This is a genomic window from Providencia sp. PROV267 (assembly GCF_028477825.1).
Lineage (GTDB): Bacteria > Pseudomonadota > Gammaproteobacteria > Enterobacterales > Enterobacteriaceae > Providencia > Providencia stuartii.
The window spans coordinates 223,920-242,619 of record NZ_JAMPLX010000009.1; the positions used below are offsets into that span (position 1 = coordinate 223,920).

Annotated in this window: 16 protein-coding genes; 1 reads left to right on the forward strand and 15 read right to left on the reverse strand. The window is 42.8% G+C overall.

The window, feature by feature from the left end:
- Position 1: 1 nt before the first annotated feature.
- Complete coding sequence (locus PR709_RS07980) at positions 2-1,018, reverse strand: MerR family transcriptional regulator (RefSeq protein ID WP_004926864.1); 1,017 nt, start codon at positions 1,016-1,018, stop codon at positions 2-4.
- 172 nt (positions 1,019-1,190) lie between these two features.
- Between PR709_RS07980 and PR709_RS07985 the strand changes: the two genes are divergently transcribed.
- Positions 1,191-1,589: a hypothetical protein gene (locus tag PR709_RS07985; protein ID WP_014656796.1), complete on the forward strand. Its 399-nt coding sequence runs from the start codon at positions 1,191-1,193 to the stop codon at positions 1,587-1,589.
- Between the two features lie 69 nt (positions 1,590-1,658).
- Here PR709_RS07985 and carB read toward each other — a convergent pair whose 3' ends face one another.
- The 14 genes from carB to PR709_RS08055 all read right to left on the reverse strand — a co-directional run bounded on the left by carB (position 1,659) and on the right by PR709_RS08055 (position 18,700).
- Positions 1,659-4,880 (reverse strand): carbamoyl-phosphate synthase large subunit, encoded by a 3,222-nt coding sequence (carB, locus tag PR709_RS07990; RefSeq protein WP_272570849.1) that lies wholly within the window; start codon positions 4,878-4,880, stop codon positions 1,659-1,661.
- Between the two features lie 14 nt (positions 4,881-4,894).
- Positions 4,895-6,058 (reverse strand): glutamine-hydrolyzing carbamoyl-phosphate synthase small subunit, encoded by a 1,164-nt coding sequence (carA, locus tag PR709_RS07995; RefSeq protein ID WP_014656798.1) that lies wholly within the window; start codon positions 6,056-6,058, stop codon positions 4,895-4,897.
- A 446-nt stretch (positions 6,059-6,504) separates the two neighbouring features.
- Positions 6,505-7,326 (reverse strand): 4-hydroxy-tetrahydrodipicolinate reductase, encoded by an 822-nt coding sequence (gene dapB / locus PR709_RS08000; protein ID WP_272570850.1) that lies wholly within the window; start codon positions 7,324-7,326, stop codon positions 6,505-6,507.
- A 246-nt stretch (positions 7,327-7,572) separates the two neighbouring features.
- Entirely contained in the window at positions 7,573-9,075 is a 1,503-nt protein-coding gene (locus tag PR709_RS08005) for a helix-hairpin-helix domain-containing protein (RefSeq protein WP_272570851.1), read from the reverse strand.
- A gap of 30 nt (positions 9,076-9,105) precedes the next feature.
- Complete coding sequence (locus PR709_RS08010; RefSeq protein WP_272570852.1) at positions 9,106-10,644, reverse strand: PP2C family serine/threonine-protein phosphatase; 1,539 nt, start codon at positions 10,642-10,644, stop codon at positions 9,106-9,108.
- Positions 10,644-11,684: a TerY-C metal binding domain-containing protein gene (locus tag PR709_RS08015; protein WP_272570853.1), complete on the reverse strand. Its 1,041-nt coding sequence runs from the start codon at positions 11,682-11,684 to the stop codon at positions 10,644-10,646. The genes PR709_RS08010 and PR709_RS08015 overlap by 1 nt, the downstream gene beginning before the upstream one ends.
- A gap of 106 nt (positions 11,685-11,790) precedes the next feature.
- Positions 11,791-12,429: a vWA domain-containing protein gene (locus PR709_RS08020; protein WP_004926837.1), complete on the reverse strand. Its 639-nt coding sequence runs from the start codon at positions 12,427-12,429 to the stop codon at positions 11,791-11,793.
- Positions 12,430-13,068, reverse strand: a complete 639-nt coding sequence (locus tag PR709_RS08025) for a TerD family protein (RefSeq protein ID WP_004926835.1) — start codon at positions 13,066-13,068, stop codon at positions 12,430-12,432. It lies immediately after the preceding gene.
- A 13-nt stretch (positions 13,069-13,081) separates the two neighbouring features.
- Positions 13,082-13,720: a vWA domain-containing protein gene (locus tag PR709_RS08030; protein WP_014656804.1), complete on the reverse strand. Its 639-nt coding sequence runs from the start codon at positions 13,718-13,720 to the stop codon at positions 13,082-13,084.
- A 306-nt stretch (positions 13,721-14,026) separates the two neighbouring features.
- Positions 14,027-14,500 carry a hypothetical protein gene (locus PR709_RS08035; protein ID WP_004926830.1) on the reverse strand — a complete coding sequence of 158 codons (474 nt, stop codon included), beginning with the start codon at positions 14,498-14,500 and terminating at the stop codon, positions 14,027-14,029.
- A gap of 257 nt (positions 14,501-14,757) precedes the next feature.
- The gene (locus tag PR709_RS08040) at positions 14,758-15,708 is read right to left on the reverse strand and encodes an HpcH/HpaI aldolase/citrate lyase family protein (RefSeq protein ID WP_004926828.1); all 951 of its coding nucleotides are present in this window, start codon (positions 15,706-15,708) and stop codon (positions 14,758-14,760) included.
- Entirely contained in the window at positions 15,708-16,787 is a 1,080-nt protein-coding gene (locus tag PR709_RS08045) for a cysteine protease StiP family protein (RefSeq protein WP_004926823.1), read from the reverse strand. The genes PR709_RS08040 and PR709_RS08045 overlap by 1 nt, the downstream gene beginning before the upstream one ends.
- Positions 16,780-17,562 carry a hypothetical protein gene (locus tag PR709_RS08050; RefSeq protein WP_004926821.1) on the reverse strand — a complete coding sequence of 261 codons (783 nt, stop codon included), beginning with the start codon at positions 17,560-17,562 and terminating at the stop codon, positions 16,780-16,782. Before PR709_RS08050 ends, PR709_RS08045 begins: the two co-directional genes overlap by 8 nt.
- The gene (locus tag PR709_RS08055) at positions 17,555-18,700 is read right to left on the reverse strand and encodes a phosphoribosyltransferase domain-containing protein (RefSeq protein WP_004926817.1); all 1,146 of its coding nucleotides are present in this window, start codon (positions 18,698-18,700) and stop codon (positions 17,555-17,557) included. Before PR709_RS08055 ends, PR709_RS08050 begins: the two co-directional genes overlap by 8 nt.

The following is an 18,700-nucleotide window of genomic DNA, read 5'->3' on the forward strand; positions in this document are numbered from 1 at the left end:
TTTAATGCGCTGTTAAGGCCGCAAATAAGTATTGACCAATTTCAGGGGTCATCCACGTACCTTGTGAAATAACAGGGTTTTCGCGATAAATTTGACGAATTTTTTCCTGTAATTCAGGGTCTCCCCCAGTAAATTGATTAAACATGTTTAACCATGTTTTAGCCAAGGATTGCACTTCTGGTGATTCAGGTGATACACCTGATTGCTGCGCTCTGTATAAGCCCGCAATCAATTCAGGCCATACTTTACCTGATTCAAAGTAGTGTTCACGCACAAATGCAAACTGTGAATCCGTTAAATAAGACTTAAAAATCGCAAGCTGGTGCTCGCTAAACCCTTTCGCCACATATTCAATCATTTCCTCAGTAATACCTGAAGACAATGCAAATTCATTATCCGACAAATGAATTTTATTCAATCTAGCGAAAAAGTCAGGGTTCCCACCAGTATCACGCTCTAAAGCGATCATCCACTCCGCTGACACTTTGCGCGCTTGTTCAGAGTCAGGTGTAACACCTTCTTGCATAAGGTTTTTAACGGTTTCTACGCGTTGCTGCCACTCTTGGCTTTTTAACGTATTCGCCGTATATAATGGCATTTTTTCTAATTCTTTCGGTGTAAAATACTTGTCGTACATAGACATCATCTCCAATATGGAAAACCAATCAGCCTGAGTGAGAATATCGCCAGCTTGCATTTGTAATTGAAGCTGCTCTAACCGATAGCGTAGTTTGGCTATCTGTTTCATCTGTTCAGAAAGCGCACTAATACGCTCCTGTAACAATTGCGCCATATTCCCACTATGGCCATCTAAGATTTTACCGATGTCTTTGAGTTTAACGCCCACTTGTCTGAGCATTTGAATTTGAGTTAAACGCTCGAGACACTGTACGTTATAGAGTCGATAACCCGCATCGGTTCTCGCAGTTGGAACGAGTAATCCTATCTCTTCATAATGATGAAGTGTGCGAATGGTTAGCCCTGTTTTTTGTGCAATCTCACCCACTTGAAATAGCATATCGAACCTCCTGTGATTGATGTGCAGGTTAGTGCCTCACGTTACGTGAGAGTCAACCGTTTCTGACAAGAATTTTATCTTTTTTTCTCTTTCTAGATCATCTTTATCTTCACAAACACACTGATTATAATTTTCGCGGAATAACCCACACTGAATAATAATGGTGAAATTAATGAGTATGAAAGCAATATGTATAGGATTGCTTTTACTCCCTTCTTTAGGGTTAGCAAATCCCCTAAACACCGGAGAGCCGAGTACGCCTGGGTATGAGAAAGCCGAGGAAGCTAAAGCGTGTATTGACCAATATGCTTTTGATATCGCAAGACAATATGACCAACCTGCCAGCCAAATAGCCGAAGCGGCTCTTGGTTACTGTGATCAAAAGATAGAGTCATTTCGCCAATACAACCGAGAAATGAGTGTTGCCAACATTCCACAAAGTAACCTCCGAGAGCTTTCTTTGCGGGGAGCCGCGCTCTATGCTGCCGACCAGCAATTCCATGATCTCAAACTTTCGTGGATAAAAGATATTGAATACAAAATATTAAAACACAGAGAAGCAACACAATAGCATTTTCTTAAAATAAAAAAGCCCTGCCACTTAAGATTAAGGACAGGGCTTTAAACTTATCTTATTGCATTATTTAATTAGAGCATGCATCTCTTGCACTGAAATCACTTTTTCCGTTGGATCAGCGCTTAATGACATTGTGGTCGCAAAGCCGCCATTCAACGTCGTATCATAGTGTACTTTATATTGTAATGCGCTACGGCGTATTAACTTAGAATCCTCAATCGCTTGACGACCAGCCGTAGTGTTCACAATATAATCGTATTCACCATTTTTGATCCTATCTTGGATATGAGGACGACCTTCATGCACTTTGTTGACCAAACGAGGGTTGATCCCAGCTTCACCTAAGACGATGGCCGTACCATGGGTCGCATCCAATTCAAAACCATGCTTAAGCAATTTAGCCGCCAAATCAACGACACGAGTTTTATCCCCTTCGCGCACAGACAACAATGCACGACCGGATTTTTTCATTGTCGAGTTACTGCCTAACATTGCTTTCGCGAAAGCCTCCGCAAATGTACGGCCAACGCCCATCACTTCCCCTGTTGAGCGCATCTCTGGCCCCAAAATTGGGTCAACACCTTGGAATTTATTAAACGGTAGCACCACTTCTTTTACAGAATAATAAGGAGGAATAATCTCTTTCGTCATCCCTTGTTCTGTCAATGATTGACCAACCATCACTCGCGCAGCAATTTTTGCCAGAGGCAGCCCAGTCGCTTTAGATACAAATGGAACAGTACGCGCTGCACGTGGGTTCACTTCGATAAGATAAACTTCGTTATCTTTTACGGCAAACTGGACGTTCATCAAGCCACGAACACGTAACTCAAATGCCAAGTTACGCACTTGCTCACGCATCACATCTTGAATTTCTTGGCTAAGTGTATAAGCAGGTAATGAGCATGCTGAATCACCTGAGTGCACCCCAGCTTGTTCAATATGCTCCATGATGCCGCCAATCAACACCATTTCACCATCACAGATTGCGTCAACGTCTACTTCAACTGCATCATCTAGGAAACGGTCGAGTAGTACTGGTGCATCGTTAGAAACACTCACGGCAGTTTGGAAATAGCGACGTAGATCAGATTCGTCATAAACGATTTCCATCGCACGTCCTCCTAAAACATAGGATGGACGTACCACCAGCGGATAACCGATGCCTGACGCTTTTTCAACCGCCTGCTCAATCGTCACTACAGTCGCATTTTGTGGCTGCTTCAGGTTCAAGCGATTAACCGCTTGTTGGAAACGTTCACGGTCTTCTGCACGGTCAATGGCATCTGGGCTAGTACCGATGACGGGTACACCAGCCGCTTCTAGGGCACGAGCCAGTTTTAATGGCGTCTGCCCGCCATATTGAACAATAACCCCTTTTGGCTGCTCAATACGTACAATTTCAAGTACATCTTCTAAGGTAACTGGCTCAAAATAGAGGCGGTCTGAGGTGTCATAGTCTGTTGAAACCGTCTCAGGGTTACAGTTAACCATGATGGTTTCATACCCATCTTCACGTAGTGCCAACGAAGCATGAACACAGCAATAGTCAAATTCAATACCTTGACCTATACGGTTTGGACCACCACCTAATACCATAACTTTAGGCTTGTCGAAATTAGGGTTAGACTCACACTCATCTTCATAGGTGGAGTACATATAAGCGGTATCTGTTGCAAACTCAGCCGCACAGGTATCAACACGCTTATAAACAGGGTGTAAGCCATAACCTTGACGCAGTTTACGTAGCTCAGCTTCAGAGACACCAACAAGTTTTGCTAAACGTGCATCAGCAAAACCTTTGCGTTTCAAAACGCTTAAAAACGTTTTGGTTAACCCATTAATGCCTAGCTCTGTAACTTGTTCTTCTAAGCGCACCAGCTCTTCGATTTGCACTAAGAACCAGCGGTCGATGTTAGTTAGGTTGAAAATACCGTCAACGGATAGTCCTGCACGGAAGGCATCGGCAATATACCAAATACGCTCTGCGCCCGCGTCTTTTAACTCGCGACGAATACGTGTTAGTGCTTCAGGATCATCTTGGCTAACTTTTGGATCAAAACCAGTCGCGCCAACTTCAAGGCCACGTAATGCTTTTTGCATTGACTCTTGGAAGGTGCGACCAATTGCCATCACCTCACCAACGGACTTCATTTGCGTTGTCAGGCGGTCATTCGTGCCCGCAAATTTTTCGAAATTGAAACGAGGAATTTTTGTGACGACATAGTCAATGGAAGGTTCGAATGATGCAGGTGTACGACCACCTGTAATATCATTCATTAGCTCATCAAGTGTGTAGCCAACAGCAAGCTTAGCGGCAATTTTGGCAATTGGGAAACCAGTCGCTTTCGAAGCAAGTGCGGAAGAGCGCGATACACGAGGGTTCATCTCAATAACAATCAAACGTCCATTTTTGGGATTGACGGCAAATTGAACGTTAGAGCCTCCAGTTTCAACACCAATCTCACGCAATACCGCCATCGAGGCATCACGCATAATTTGATATTCTTTATCGGTCAGTGTCTGGGCTGGCGCAACGGTGATAGAGTCACCCGTATGGATCCCCATCGCATCAAAGTTTTCAATTGAACAAACAATAATGCAGTTATCATTTTTGTCGCGTACCACTTCCATTTCGTACTCTTTCCAGCCAATGAGCGACTCATCAATCAGTAGCTCATTGGTTGGTGAGAGGTCAAGGCCGCGCGTACAGATTTCTTCAAATTCTTCACGGTTATAAGCAATACCACCGCCAGTTCCCCCCATCGTAAATGAAGGACGGATAATACAAGGGAACCCAACATCTTCAGCTACCGCGTAGGCTTCTTCCATATTGTGTGCGATACCGGAGCGCGCTGTATCCAAGCCAATTTTTTTCATGGCTTTATCAAAACGTTGGCGGTCTTCGGCTTTATCAATCGCATCGGCGGTGGCACCAATCATTGTCACACCGAACTCAGCTAATACGCCTTTACGCTCAAGCTCCAGTACACAGTTCAAAGCAGTTTGCCCACCCATGGTTGGCAGCACCGCATCTGGACGCTCTTTTTCGATGATTTTACGCACCACTTCCCAATGAATTGGCTCAATATACGTTGCATCAGCCATTTCAGGGTCAGTCATGATGGTTGCTGGGTTAGAGTTGACTAAAATAACGCGATAGCCTTCTTCACGCAGTGCTTTACACGCTTGCGCACCTGAATAGTCAAATTCACATGCTTGGCCGATAACAATCGGGCCAGCCCCTAGAATCAGAATACTTTTTATATCTGTACGTTTTGGCATTTTTCTGCTCCCGATTATTTTGCGTTATGACGAGGTTGGTTCTGGCGATATTCATGGATAAGTTCGATGAAGTGATCGAACAATTTCGCCGCATCGTGAGGGCCAGAACTTGCTTCAGGGTGCCCTTGGAAACTAAACGCTGGCTTATCCGTACGGTGAATACCTTGCAGAGTGCCATCAAACAATGACTTATGTGTCACACGTAATGTGTCGGGTAATGTTGACTCATCGACAGCAAAACCATGGTTTTGTGCTGTGATCATGACAACATTTTGATCTAAATCTTTAACTGGATGGTTTGCACCATGGTGACCAAACTTCATTTTCATCGTACTTGCGCCGCTTGCTAACGCCAGTAGCTGGTGCCCTAGGCAGATACCAAAAACAGGAATTTCTGTTTTTAAGAAATCTTGAATTGCTTTGATAGCATAGTCACAAGGGGCAGGGTCGCCAGGCCCGTTAGAAAGGAAAATACCATCTGGATCCATCGCCAATACGGTTTCTGCTGGTGTTGTTGCAGGAACGACAGTCAAACGGCACCCACGATCCACTAGCATACGTAAAATATTACGCTTAGCCCCAAAGTCATAAGCGACTACATGTAACGGTAGCTCATCTTCACTTTTCGCACTCAGTTGACCATCAGCCAAAGTCCAAGAGCCTTGAGTCCAACTGTATGCTTCTTTCGTGCACACTTCTTTCGCCAAATCTAAACCGTTTAGGCCAGAGAATGCGCGAGCTTTTTCCAGCGCCAACGCCGCATCTGGTGCATCACCGGCAATGATACAGCCGTTCTGAGCCCCTTTTTCTCTTAATAAACGCGTTAATTTACGTGTATCAATATCGGCGATAGCAACGACATTATGACGTTTCAGGTATTCTGATAGGCCTTCCTGACCGCGAAAGTTACTATAAACCAGTGGTAGGTCACGAATAATCAAACCTTGAGCATGAACATTTGGGGATTCTTCGTCATCAGCATTAGTGCCGACATTACCAATATGGGGATAGGTGAGAGTAACAATTTGGCGGGAATAGGAAGGGTCGGTAATTATTTCTTGATATCCGGTCATTGACGTATTGAAAACGACTTCTCCAACAGCGGCCCCTTCAGCACCAATGGCGCGCCCGTGGAATTCGGTTCCGTCTTCGAGAACCAGTATAGCTGACTTAATCAAAACACCCTCCAGGGAATAATAAATCACAATTAGTGCATATTAATTCAGATTTGAGGATCTAAATCAATGCCAAAATGCGTTTTTAAGCAAATTTTTGGCAAATTGCGCGCATTCTAATGATGAGATGAGGTCTTGTCTAGGAAAAAACGCATTTTTTTCATTTTTTTGTTACTTTTTTAGTGATCAGCCCGATTTTTAGTGCGATGGCTAGCAAAACTAACATCAATAGTACCTAAGTAAACGGTTGCAAACTGAATTAAGTGAATATCTTATGGTAAAGCAGGAAGAGTATCGAAGAAAGTCTATTTTTTAAGCAAAAAGACTTAGAAAAAACAACTAAACATCAAAAAACAAAGGTAATTTATAAAACATATAACAATAGATGCAAATCACAACAAATATGTAAATAACATCATGATTTGCATCAATAATATTAAAACATAAGTCTATAAATTCTCTAAATCGAGAACATCTTTCATATTATATAAACCTGCATTTTGAGCAACTACCCATGAAGATGCTTTAATTGCCCCATTAGCAAAGGTCATTCGACTGGAAGCCTTGTGAGTTATCTCTACACGCTCACCAATATCGGCAAACATTGCAGTGTGCTCACCAACAATGTCACCCGCTCGTACAGTCGCAAAACCAATTGTGCCAGCTTCGCGCTCTCCGGTATGGCCTTCACGCGCATATACTGCACACTCTTTAAGATCTTTACCTAGTGCATGAGCAATCGACTCACCCATAGCCAGTGCCGTACCTGAAGGGGCATCGACTTTATGGCGATGGTGAGCCTCGATGATCTCAATATCCGTGTAATCTCCCATCACTTTCGCCGCTTTTTCCAGCAATTTCAGCACTAAGTTAACGCCAACACTGAAATTTGCTGCAAACACAATAGGGATCGATTTAGCGGCTTCGGCGATGGCATGTTTGCCTTGATCGTCAAAACCGGTTGTACCAATTACCATCGCCTTATGGTTAGCGCGGCAAAAAGCTAAATAATTCAACGTACCTTCGGGACGCGTGAAATCAATCACGACATCAAAATCATCAACAACTTTATCCAATGTATCAACGACAGCAATACCCAGTTTGCCGACTCCCGCAAGCTCACCCGCGTCCGTTCCAACTAATGATGAACCGACGCGCTCAATTGCTGCCCCTAACCGGATACCCTCTTGATTTTGTGTTGCCTGAATAAGCTGACGCCCCATGCGCCCTCCTGCACCAACAATTGCAACACGTACCATTGAATTTGCCATTTGCTATCCTTTTTGTCCGTTTTGCGGTGAATGTGAGGCCTAATACCACTTCACTCGCCACCACAACATCGTCATGTGAAAAATCATTGTGATATAGCTTAGCGAGCCTCTTGAGACTCTGCTAGCTCTAATCTTGAATTATTAACAAAAGCGTATAATGGCTAGAAATTATCAGAAAAAGTTGTGGGAAAAATAGGAATAGCCACAGAAGGGGGTCCTCTGTGGCTAGCGTGTGAGATAAGTCAGCTAATCATTAGAAATTAATTGAACGACGACTAGTCGGCCGCCTTCTTCTGTCGATAACACAAACTGCAAGCCATCAGTCAATGCAATCTTATCGCCAATAGGTATCTGTCTTTTTTCTGGTAATACCATCAAGCCATTAATACGTTCATTCACTAACCACCATTGGTTATTGTGGAAAATAAAATAACCAACACGTTTCTTTTGCTCATCCGTTGTTCGCTCATTAGGCGCAATAAGTCGATTAACATGCCAAGCATAAAGTGATTGCCCACTCCATACCATCAACCGGTGGTCATCTGGTCGATAATTTCCCGCTTTACGTGAAGAGTATAGGTTTAAGATCGGTAATTTACCTGAGTATGCAGTGCCACAATAAGGGCAAACAGGGTGCATTTTCCCAGAAAAAACATACCATTGCTGCTCACAATCATGGTTTTGACACGGTTGAATGAGATCGACAGTTTTTACTAGTGCCGTTTCCCACTCATCCGCAGTAGGCCTGAGAGAGGGTTCGTGCAGACCAGCAATAAACGCTTTTTCAAATAACGGCGTTAAATAAGGCCCCATCACGGTATAAGGGATTTTTTCAGGATCAGCCCAAGGCAAAGATGAAGGTTTAACCTGATTCAATTTAACGGCATTACTTCTATCGGTAGGGTGTTCAATAAAAAGCGCTTTTTCCCCCATTAATAAGCTTTCATCATTCATCTCATCATCCATATCATGAATTTTACCGCCACGCAGTGGATGTCGATAAAATAAATACATATAGATCAGAACTGATAACGCATGCCTATCTGTAGTAATACTCGGTAAAATACGATTTGGGTCGGATTTGGCTAAATGAGCCGTTTTGACCACTTCCGGTGCAATAAAATCTGGCGTACCGACCACATCGGGGGGATATTTTCCAGGAACCACTAACCCATCAATATCAATCACGCACGCATGCCCCTGTTCAGGGTCGATTAGCACGTTTTTATAGCTTAGATCACTGTGACACAGACCCGCAGCGTGCATTCGGCGAACGGCTCTTGCCAACAAAAGACACACTTTCAAGTAATTCAGCATATTGCCGCGTTCACGCGGATCTAAGAATTTATTTTGATTATTTGCGCTGGCAAACCACTTTCCTTCTTTTTCACGGCCTTTAATCGCTAGGAAGTCATTATTCTTAGAGCCATATTTAAAGAAAAAATGGGATTGATAAGTTGGAACAACAATACCAACCTTACCTTCATGCTTCACAATATCGGTTGGCCAACAAAACAAACCTTTCCAGTATTCACCACCAATTTGCTCAAAAATATTTTTTCTGTATTGCCCTGTGATCATATCAATACGTTCAAGCGCTTGCGCATTTTGGGGCGTTTTATAAAATGCGACGACATAAGATCTGTCTGGCGAAAAATAGACATCCTTCATGGAGCCTGAACCAATAATTTCGTCAACGTATTGAACGGTTTTCCCATCCTGAGTTGTACAGGTAATAATATTTGCCATAAAAACCACCAAATTTATATTTCAGAACGGTTACCAAGCAACAATGATGGTGCGATCATCATGATTACCTGCTGAGAAAAAATTTAACCATTCGGCAAGCTTTTTATCAGCCTCTACAGGGCCTTCTAAACAAGGCGTTATTTGCTCAAGAAGATCATCCCATCGCTGTGGATCTTTCAGGCCGTTATCGGTTTCAAAAATAGGATCAGAAACCCCATCAGTCATCAGGATCAGGTGAGTGATTTCAGGCCATTTACCAATCCCGATCCGCCGATTAAAGTCGTTATCATTGATTTCACTCTCATCGAGGAAACGGGTTTGCCCTGCATACTCCCCACTGTCGGGTACACCAAGAAGACGTACTTTACCTGCTGGACCATAAACCGCAATTGCCCCATCCCCCATCCAAAACGAAGCCGCGAATAACTCATCGCCAACACGCATTGAGGCCGTTGCCAGTAATGTCGTTGAGAATGATTTAATCGGTTGATCAACGTGAATAGCTTCATTTTTAATATTATTGATCGTCAATTGTGCTGCGTTATGGAACAACTTAGCAAAGTAGGCACCGATATATTTGGTTGATTCCGCATCCCATGACGTCAGCGCTCCCATAAATTGTGCTCTTTCTTCATCGCTAGCACTCGATAACCGCCCGTTAAGGTACTCACCGAACGTATTGACCGCAATACGTGAGCCTTCACGTGAGTTTTTTGCACTGCCTGCGCCATCAGCAACAATCATTAAGCTCCAACCACTTTTATCATCATGGTGAATATAAAAATCATCATCACGAAATGATCCAGCGTGTTCATGAGAGCGACCACGGCGGCTTGCTGCTGCAATACGCAATGGGCCTTCTGAAATAATTTGATGGTCAATATGCTTTTTAGGGTAAGGGCTATCTGCTGGTGGCTCATTAATTTGCCATAGACTACGAGGATCAGGATTGATAATAAAAATCCCCTCTGTGGTACAAGGCTCTCGGCCTTCACTTGACCAAACTACCGACATCTTAATGTTGCCACTTTGTGTTGGTACGCCTGATAACATTGATGTTTCAGCATCAAAGGTAACGCCAATCTCATCTGAAAAATCGACACGCTCAACGGTTGCCGTTTCACCATTACTCAATAACACTTGAACTTGAGAATTAAAGGCAAGCCCAACTCGCCCATTTGCGATCACAATGCTCGCAGTAGGAGGCAGAGAAACGGGTTCTTTCGTGATATTCGCATTGCCTGCTGCGGGGATCTGCCCCGGTTTAAGCACGGGCTCTTTTTCCAAAGATACAGGCTCGGTGACCTGCTGTGACTGGCTTTGCAAATAAGGCAATAATAGAGTCAGTTGTGAATCACTGAATTGGCACTCATTTAACCTATCAGCAAACTGTGCCTGCTCTTTAATATCTGCACATTTTTCTTGGATTTGCTCAAGAATGTTAAAAATGGCTTCAGCTATCTGTTTATCTTCATAAATTGCCACCAAAGCGCTTTCAGAAATAGGCATATTACGATTTCTAATTGCGTGCTCTAGCAGCAATTTAATCAATAGTGCATTTTGATCCATTACCCTTTTCCTCTAGTCACATCAAAATCAGACTGGTCATCACTATTGTTAAAAGAGATCCCCCTTTCACACCAAGGACAGATGACAGATTCAGGGCCATTGACACAGAGTAATTTGCCACAGGCACAGACGGCGAAAGCGGTCGCATTACCACAATATGGGCAACCTGGCGTACCATTTAGCTCGCTAGTGTTCACTTGTGACATATTCGCGCTATCATCGCTCCACGCAAAATAACTTTCATCAATTGTGTAACACCCTGTAAGGTTAAAGTGACTGAGGTTCAATTTGAAGTTCAGGTTAGGTAGATGTGTTGGTGGACGTTCATATTTCATCAAATAAGGCCGTTTAGAACGGTTACAACGCCCGACAAAAGTGACGCAAGTATCATCATAACTTGCCGCAATTTCATCTTTAGCTAACCGCACCACTTGCTCTGTCTTATGCAATAGTGGTGGTGCTTCATCGCCCACACTGCGACTTTGGGAAACAACGGATGCCGTAATCCATTTGATAAATTTAGTAAAATCCCCTTCCTGAGCTTCCGTGAACAATAAAACGTTCTCCGTTAATTGCGATAATACGTTTAAGTCAGCAGAGGCGCCTAAGCCAATCGCAATTAAGTTGACTTTAGAGGCATATTTTTCTTTCCAACGCTGAATTTCCGGTGCCACATTATCGGTAGGTCGCCCATCTGTCAGTAAATAGACCACAGGCTTCCAATCCCCTTTTCTTTCATAAGTGGTTTTTTGGACTTGAGTATCTATTTGATAGGATAATTCTTTCAGGGCGCTACCAAGACTGGTTCCACCCCCTATGGGCAATTGAGGTGGATAGAAGGAAACAACTTCCGTTAACGGCACAATTGTTTTAGCAATACCCGCAAAAGCGATAATGGAAATCCAAGCTGTTTCTAATGCATGAGGGTCTTTTCTGAGATCGTTGACGATCATCTGTAGACCCTCATTCATTTTTTTTAGGTTTTCTCCCACCATGGATTCAGAACAGTCAAGCACGAAGAAAATAGGCAGTCTTCTCATCACTAAACCTTATTACAAGTAAATTCCTTTCAAGCTGTCCTGTTGTTCATCAAACAGTGGATAGCCCAATAAAAGCAAAGTTTCATAATGAAACTTTGCTTTATTCCTATAATACAAGTTGTATTTCAGGAGGTGGAGGAGGCAAGGTATCCTGATTACTATTAATACCTGCGCTGGAACTCCCTGAAGAGACACTCGCTGAAACCCATTTAAAGAAACCGGAAAAGGCATTCGAGTCGAGTGTTTCAAGTGCAACGACTTGAGAGGTTAGCTGTTTCAGGTGGTCATGTTTTGCTTTTGGCCCCACGGCACAAGCAATAATGGAACCAAAAGAACGCTTTTTGATTTCTTTAATGGCTTCGGTATAAGCATAGCTGTCTGACGGAGTACCATCTGTCATTAAAAAAACTAAAGGTCGCCAATCCCCTTTTTGCGTATCGTCAGTACGTCTAATATCCCTATCAACACATTGAATTAAGCATTCCAATGCAGCGCCAGTGAAGGTCCCTCCAGAGCTAGGCACGACAATATCGGTAAATTGAAAGTTTTCTAATGCGGTAAGAGGAATAAATTCACGTGCTTCGTTATCATAGGTGATGATCGCGATATGAACACTCTCTAATGCGTAAGGATCTTGCCTTAGTGCATTAAGCATAGCTTGGATCCCAACGTTTACGGCATGTATTGATTCACCTCGCATTGAGCCAGATGTATCAATCAAAAGATAAACGGGTAACCTTCTCATTTAGCAATAATCCTTCAAATAAGAGACGAATGAATCTGAGTCTGAAGGTTGACCTATCGCATTCAATTTCCAGCCAGAGTCTTCTCTGACCAACTCAGCAAAAAGCATAGAGCGCTGGTGATTAAATTCTGCACCACCAGATAAATCGAAACGCGCCATTTCAACATTTTTCGCATCGACTGCACGAATAAACGCATTTTGTACTTTGCCAAAATGTTGTTGTAACTGCTTACCGTTATAAATCTGCACAATGAAGACAATTTTGGCATATTTGTCATCGAGGGTGTTCAGTTTTACGATAATCTGTTCATCGTCACCATCACCAGCGCCTGTACGGTTGTCACCCGTCAACCAAATTTGCCCTGATTTATGTCTTAGGCTATTAAAGAAAATAATGTCGCCATCAACAAGAGATGCTTGACCGCCTTCCATTCTGCCTAAATCTGCAACCTTACCATTAGCGTCACATAAAAAAGCAATGACATCTAAGTCGTACTCTTCTTGTTTACCGAAAAGACTTCCTAGAAAACCTTTTTTTTCTTCTTTAATATCCCAACCCAGCCCAATGGTGACAGAGGAAAGATCATATTCACTTTTCTTTAAACTGACGCCTTGGCCTTTCTTTAAGCTAACTGACATAAATTAATCCTTTTTAAAGTACCACATTAACTTCTGGTGGCGGTGGTGGTAAGTCATTGAGATCAGCAATATCTTTTTTACTCAAATCCACTTTCTGACTACCTACGGAGATACTTGCAGATACCCACTTAAAGAAAGACTTAATCGTCGTTGAATCCGCGGTATCTAACTGAAGAACAACCTCGGTGATCTCTTTTAACACTTTTGTTTGTGCTGATTGCCCCGCTGCACAAGCAATGACGAGCCCCGTTCTTGCTGCTTTAAATTTGTTTAATCCGGCCTTCCAATCATCAGTTGGTGCCCCATCCGTCATAATAAATACCAACGGACGCCAATCACCTTTTGACTCTACGGTTGTTCTTTGCACTTCATTTTCGATACAGTGAGCCACAACGGAGAGAGCGTCTCCCAATGCTGTCGTGCCACTCGCTTGTAAATCAGGTAAGGAAAAATTGATAAGGTCGGTTAATGGAACAATTTGTTGTGCCGTTGAGTTGAAGGTAATAATGGATACATGGGCTGTTTCGAGTGCATAAGGATCTTGTCTTAGTGTCGATAACAGCGTTTGCACACCATTTTTCACCGCTTCAATCGGCTCTCCGTGCATAGAACCAGAGGTATCAAGTAAAAGATAAACGGGCAATCGGCGCATGAATGAGTCCTATTCAAAATTATGTTTTTTATTTATACAATATCTTAATGCATCTCAACATGAATTCAATCAATATTGCACTTAGTACTCGTAGCAAGGCAATCAGAACAATCCCGTTAATAGTTGAAAATTAAGTAAAAAAATAGCCGACTAAAATTAGTCGGCTATTATTCGGATTAATCATAATTCAGTAAATCTCAATGAATGCTAATGATACGCCTCGACTATATTTCTCGCCCACATTAGGGAAAAGCATCATTAACAATGCGATAACTTAAAGCATAACGAATAGATACACTTAATAAGTTAGCTTTTTTTATTTTCTGCGGAGATTTTTTGAATAAGCTGCTCAATAAAATTATCAACCAGTAATTCAACGGCATCACTACGAGTTGATTTATTTAAACGTGATAGTCGGTCAATCTTTCTTAACGTAAGCATTTTTAATGACAATGAAACTGACTTCTTTTTGTCTTTATCTAATCTTACCCGACTAGTAATTTCTTGATGCATTCTTTCTTCATTAGCCACTAATGCTTCGCGCATGCGACGGATCGTTTTATTATCCAATTGCCCTCTTTCGGTCATTTGATAAGCACGATTCGATTTACTGTATTTTATCTCTGCGCCATAAGCTTCACGCAGCTCTTTCAATACGCGTGTCAACGTTGGCTCTGAGCATTCTAGCGAAGAGATTATTTTTGTCGTAGCAACTGGCTTCCCCGGACTTAAAAGCGCGGCTAATGTATAAACTCTGATTTGGCGAGTACTGAGTTGCATGATTGTTGTCACTTACTTGAATAAAATCGAAAATTAAGGATACAAAATAGATTTGATACTTATATATGATAATATCTTTAAATATTAATAACATATATTATATCAAAAGAAAACTCACCTATTGGCGATAACATGCGAAAATCCATGTATGATAACCATTTTCAACCCAACTAACGATTTTACTTAAAATAATGTCGATAACACAAGCCATACTTCCTATACTATCGAATTATTTAAAACGTCAATCATCAACTTCATCATTGTGTTGCATTTAAACGTGGTGAACCTATTTTGCCTTGCTCTTGTGCGATACCGTAGATTTTTGAACGAGCTAAAATACCGATTGCCCAACGCCGATGAGTCGCAGGCTCGCACATAGCGCCCTGAGATTTAAACACCGCTTGAGTTGAGTTCAAAATACGTAAAGCGTCCGAATGTTCTGACTGAGAGACCATCAGTGCTTGTTCTATTTTACTGATCTGCTTAGGATGGATCGCCGTTTTCCCCACTAAGCCATTAGCAATATCAAGCATCAACTCTTTTTCCATGATTTGATGGTCGTCGATATGCTCGCAAACTGGAGCCGTTAAAAAGAAATTACGGGAGCCAAAAACCGCAACGAGCATTTTGATCACATACCCCATCGGTCCATCATATAACGTAAAATGGCGATTACGTCGCAATGAAATCACATTCATTAAATCATTTCCACCAATTCGTAGCGCAATAATTCGCTCATGACAAGGGTGTACTAGTAAATGATTTGCAAGTTCAGTCATTTGTATTACATCAAAGACTTCTTCTGTTTCCAGTGTCGGCATCATGCACAAATGTGTATTTTCGATGATATTCCACCAGACCGGGAGTGATTCTTGGGTAAATTTTGGCAGTACAAAACCGTCAATTGCACTGAGATCAAGATGTTGCACTATCCATTCACCCATTTCCGTCTCTCTTGGGCGAATAAACACTAACGGCCACGCCTGATTACCCGTTTGTTTTTTAACTTCAGATAATTCAAGTAGTAAAGCTTGCAGGTTATTTAGCGCCAGAGGAATATCCGATTCACTCACCGAATCTTCTAAACAGATGATTAATGAACGTAGTCCTGCTATTTTGTGATTCAAAATAACATCAGCAATATCAGTACGTGTTGCTGGCATATAAAGCGTAGCACCTAGTTTCCAAGGTGAGAGTCTCTGCTCCATTACTTTACCTTCTTAATAATCGTTACTGCACGATATTGGCCGATGTCATTGCCAACCTCAGTGATAGTAATATTTTTCTGTTGTGCTAAATAAACCAACAAAGCGACATCAGGATCACTCATTTTGCGCACTAAAACATGATCGGGAACACGACGTAATACCGCACGAGTTGCCTCTGCAATCCCTGGTTTGATACGGTTAATATTGGTAATACTGTATTGCTCTGCCAACGTGTTGATTACCTGCTCGCTACGCTGTTTGAGCGATGCGCATAATGGGGAGTTTGGAGACGGTGTGGCAATTGAAGCCATCTCTAAAGCATCTCGTTGTTTGGCAACGGTATCGACAAGCAGGCGGCTGCACTCAAATTGGCTTAAATGATCACATTTAACACAGCCATGAAAGCCTGATTCAGTCCATATTGAGCGTGAAATTAACCCTGAGACAGGTGCTCCCATGATACCAAATGGGATCAACCAATCATCATGGCTCGCAGACAACCATGCACACCCACAAGGATCTGCTAGTACGACGAGTCTAGGCTGCGCAGGATAGCCCTCACGCCCCGTTAATGAGCGCACTAATTCACCGGTTATGGCCCCTTTTCCCGTCCAGCCATCAACAAACACAATACCTTCGGTGCCATGACGCTGCTCAATCCACTCTAATGCCGTGGTATCGATTCCTCTATCGCGGATAATACTGATACCATAGTGATAAGACTCTTTCCCCATCGCACGTAGTGTTTGTTGCAACATAACACCTAACGGCACACCTGCCCTCACAAGACTCGTCAGCACAATTGGGGTCTTATCGAACTGCTGAATTAGCGCTTTGGCTAGCATCACAACCTCGCTAGCTAAACGTGCCGCGCCTGAATCAAGGGCTTTCGCAAATAAATCAAGGTGCCACGGAGTCGGTTCAGGCTCTTGGCTTAGCATATCTGAATAGTGCTTTGCCCCTGACTGTATAAGTTGCTCTTTTAGCTCAACAGGTGTCATTTCGATGGTGACGGGCTGCAACAAAAAATGGACATCATCAGGCAAATAGCTACCAGAAAAAGGTTCAAAATCATGCATCGTCTAATCCCTCAAAAATCTTTGTATTAATTTGAGCAGCAAACTGACTCTGTTTTGGCATTCCAAACCAACTACACAGCTTCATAAAACGATGATCGCTTAAGCTATCACCTAAACCAATCACAGGAAAAACGCCTCGTTCACTTCTCAATTTATTAAGTAAATAAGTCACCGCATGCCCTTTTTCTATCGACTCAGGCAACCAAGCAATATTGTTACTGTTACGATGAATATAGAAACCTTTGGTTGAAAATAGCTGCTCAATTTCATCGCCAATGGCATACAGCTCATCTAATTTAGTGCTATCGCGGTGCTTCATAACCAAATAAATGGGCGTATTATCATATTCATAATTAATTCGTGCCCAAGCATCGATATTGCGTTCAGCCATTAACGCGGTGATCTTTTGCTGCATCTGGATCAGTTGTTCAGTGTAATTTTGCAGGCTCGCTAATATTTGTGTTCGCCACTGCCTATCTTCTTCACCCTGTGGATTTAAGATCACCGCCCCATGTGTCGTAATGGCCCAAGAACGAAAGGGGATGGTGACACGGCGGATCTCTTCCGTTCCACGCGCGGTAACAGGGATCAGATCAGCATTTTCAATCATCCAATCCACTAGCATGGCTTGCTCTTGGGTCATAAAGCTACGTGGCTCTAGGTCTCTGTCTAAGGCGCCAACCTGAAAAGGCATTAAGTCTAGCTCATCAACCATTTTCCGCCGGGTCTGAAACAAAGTGTCATCTAAATCGGTAAAAATCACCGGCCTACTCATAACTTAATACCTCAACTATTGGGGCCACTTTATTCAGTGCTTCAAGTAGTACGGGGTCCACACTCTCTTTGGGTGTTTCGATGCACAGTATGATGCGTGAGAAATGTTGATGGGCAACGTTATAAACAAAATTAGGGATCCCCAAGCCGTAATTATCCTTAAAGGCAATAGCAGATTGAATTGCATAATTAACAGAAATTGGTGAACGCGTTGTGGAGCTATATTTTACCTCCGCACCTTGTTGCTCTAACCTCTCTGCTAACAAAAAGGGTTCCCAAACAAATTCCCCTGAGCCAAGCACCAATATTTTTTCATCGGAAGAGGCTTGGATATGGCGGCCCAAATCTCCAGCCGGTGCTGCTATCCCCAACCTTCCCCAACTTTGCTTACCTGTAATTGGGAAATGACCTGTTCCTGTAATATTCACATTTGGCATGATGGGGACAGGCGCATCTTTATTTTGCTGCCACTGCCATTGCCCCTGCACTAACGATAGAGTACGTATCGGTAAGGGGCTACGCTCTTGTAAAGCGTCACCACTCCAATCGGTTAAGGTGACGGCTATCACCTGTTTAATCTCAGTCAAACCGCCAGCGTCACGTAAAGCACAAAGTAAATTAATAAAGGTATTTCCCGTGGTTGCCTCATCATCAACAAGGACAACGGTTTGCGCATGCAATACACGGCGTCTTAATTCAGGGTCATGGGGTAAATAAAGCAGATGATCCGTCGCATGGCTGTGATTTTCTTTGAACTCACACAATAACTCACCCCCTTCAACAGGATGACGAGTCGACGTCAAATAGACAGAATCTTTATAATGTTTTCTCGCCTCATCAAACACGCCAGCCCCTAACCCCACGGCGGTTTCTGCCATGCCTATAAATAAAACAGGCCCTTCAAGTGTTGACGGAAATTGTTGGCATAATTGCTGATATGTTTTACGCATCAATTTTGGCTGGACAGGAATATGCCTGCCCAACACTTTACTCACAAATAGAAAGGCACGTTTCGGGTTACGTCTCTCTGCGATTTCAAAGAGTTCATCTAGCGTGTCCAAAGAACAAGTGGGAATAACACTCAAAGTGCCAGTCGTCAGATTGCGGCGGTAAACTACAGGCTCAGTCGTACTCTTCAT

What these genes read in the sequence shown, in the direction of transcription:
- PR709_RS08030 (WP_014656804.1), bottom strand. Translation starts at nt 13,720, where the DNA reads ATGCGCCGATTGCCCGTTTATCTTTTACTTGATACCTCTGGTTCTATG.
- PR709_RS08040 (WP_004926828.1), bottom strand. Translation starts at nt 15,708, where the DNA reads ATGGAGCAGAGACTCTCACCTTGGAAACTAGGTGCTACGCTTTATATG.
- PR709_RS08055 (WP_004926817.1), bottom strand. Translation starts at nt 18,700, where the DNA reads ATGAAGAGTACGACTGAGCCTGTAGTTTACCGCCGCAATCTGACGACT.
- PR709_RS08025 (WP_004926835.1), bottom strand. Translation starts at nt 13,068, where the DNA reads ATGTCAGTTAGCTTAAAGAAAGGCCAAGGCGTCAGTTTAAAGAAAAGT.
- PR709_RS08050 (WP_004926821.1), bottom strand. Translation starts at nt 17,562, where the DNA reads ATGAGTAGGCCGGTGATTTTTACCGATTTAGATGACACTTTGTTTCAG.
- carB (WP_272570849.1), bottom strand. Translation starts at nt 4,880, where the DNA reads ATGCCAAAACGTACAGATATAAAAAGTATTCTGATTCTAGGGGCTGGC.
- PR709_RS08015 (WP_272570853.1), bottom strand. Translation starts at nt 11,684, where the DNA reads ATGAGAAGACTGCCTATTTTCTTCGTGCTTGACTGTTCTGAATCCATG.
- PR709_RS07980 (WP_004926864.1), bottom strand. Translation starts at nt 1,018, where the DNA reads ATGCTATTTCAAGTGGGTGAGATTGCACAAAAAACAGGGCTAACCATT.
- PR709_RS08045 (WP_004926823.1), bottom strand. Translation starts at nt 16,787, where the DNA reads ATGCATGATTTTGAACCTTTTTCTGGTAGCTATTTGCCTGATGATGTC.
- PR709_RS08020 (WP_004926837.1), bottom strand. Translation starts at nt 12,429, where the DNA reads ATGAGAAGGTTACCCGTTTATCTTTTGATTGATACATCTGGCTCAATG.
- dapB (WP_272570850.1), bottom strand. Translation starts at nt 7,326, where the DNA reads ATGGCAAATTCAATGGTACGTGTTGCAATTGTTGGTGCAGGAGGGCGC.
- PR709_RS08035 (WP_004926830.1), bottom strand. Translation starts at nt 14,500, where the DNA reads ATGCAACTCAGTACTCGCCAAATCAGAGTTTATACATTAGCCGCGCTT.
- PR709_RS08010 (WP_272570852.1), bottom strand. Translation starts at nt 10,644, where the DNA reads ATGGATCAAAATGCACTATTGATTAAATTGCTGCTAGAGCACGCAATT.
- PR709_RS08005 (WP_272570851.1), bottom strand. Translation starts at nt 9,075, where the DNA reads ATGGCAAATATTATTACCTGTACAACTCAGGATGGGAAAACCGTTCAA.
- PR709_RS07985 (WP_014656796.1), top strand. Translation starts at nt 1,191, where the DNA reads ATGAGTATGAAAGCAATATGTATAGGATTGCTTTTACTCCCTTCTTTA.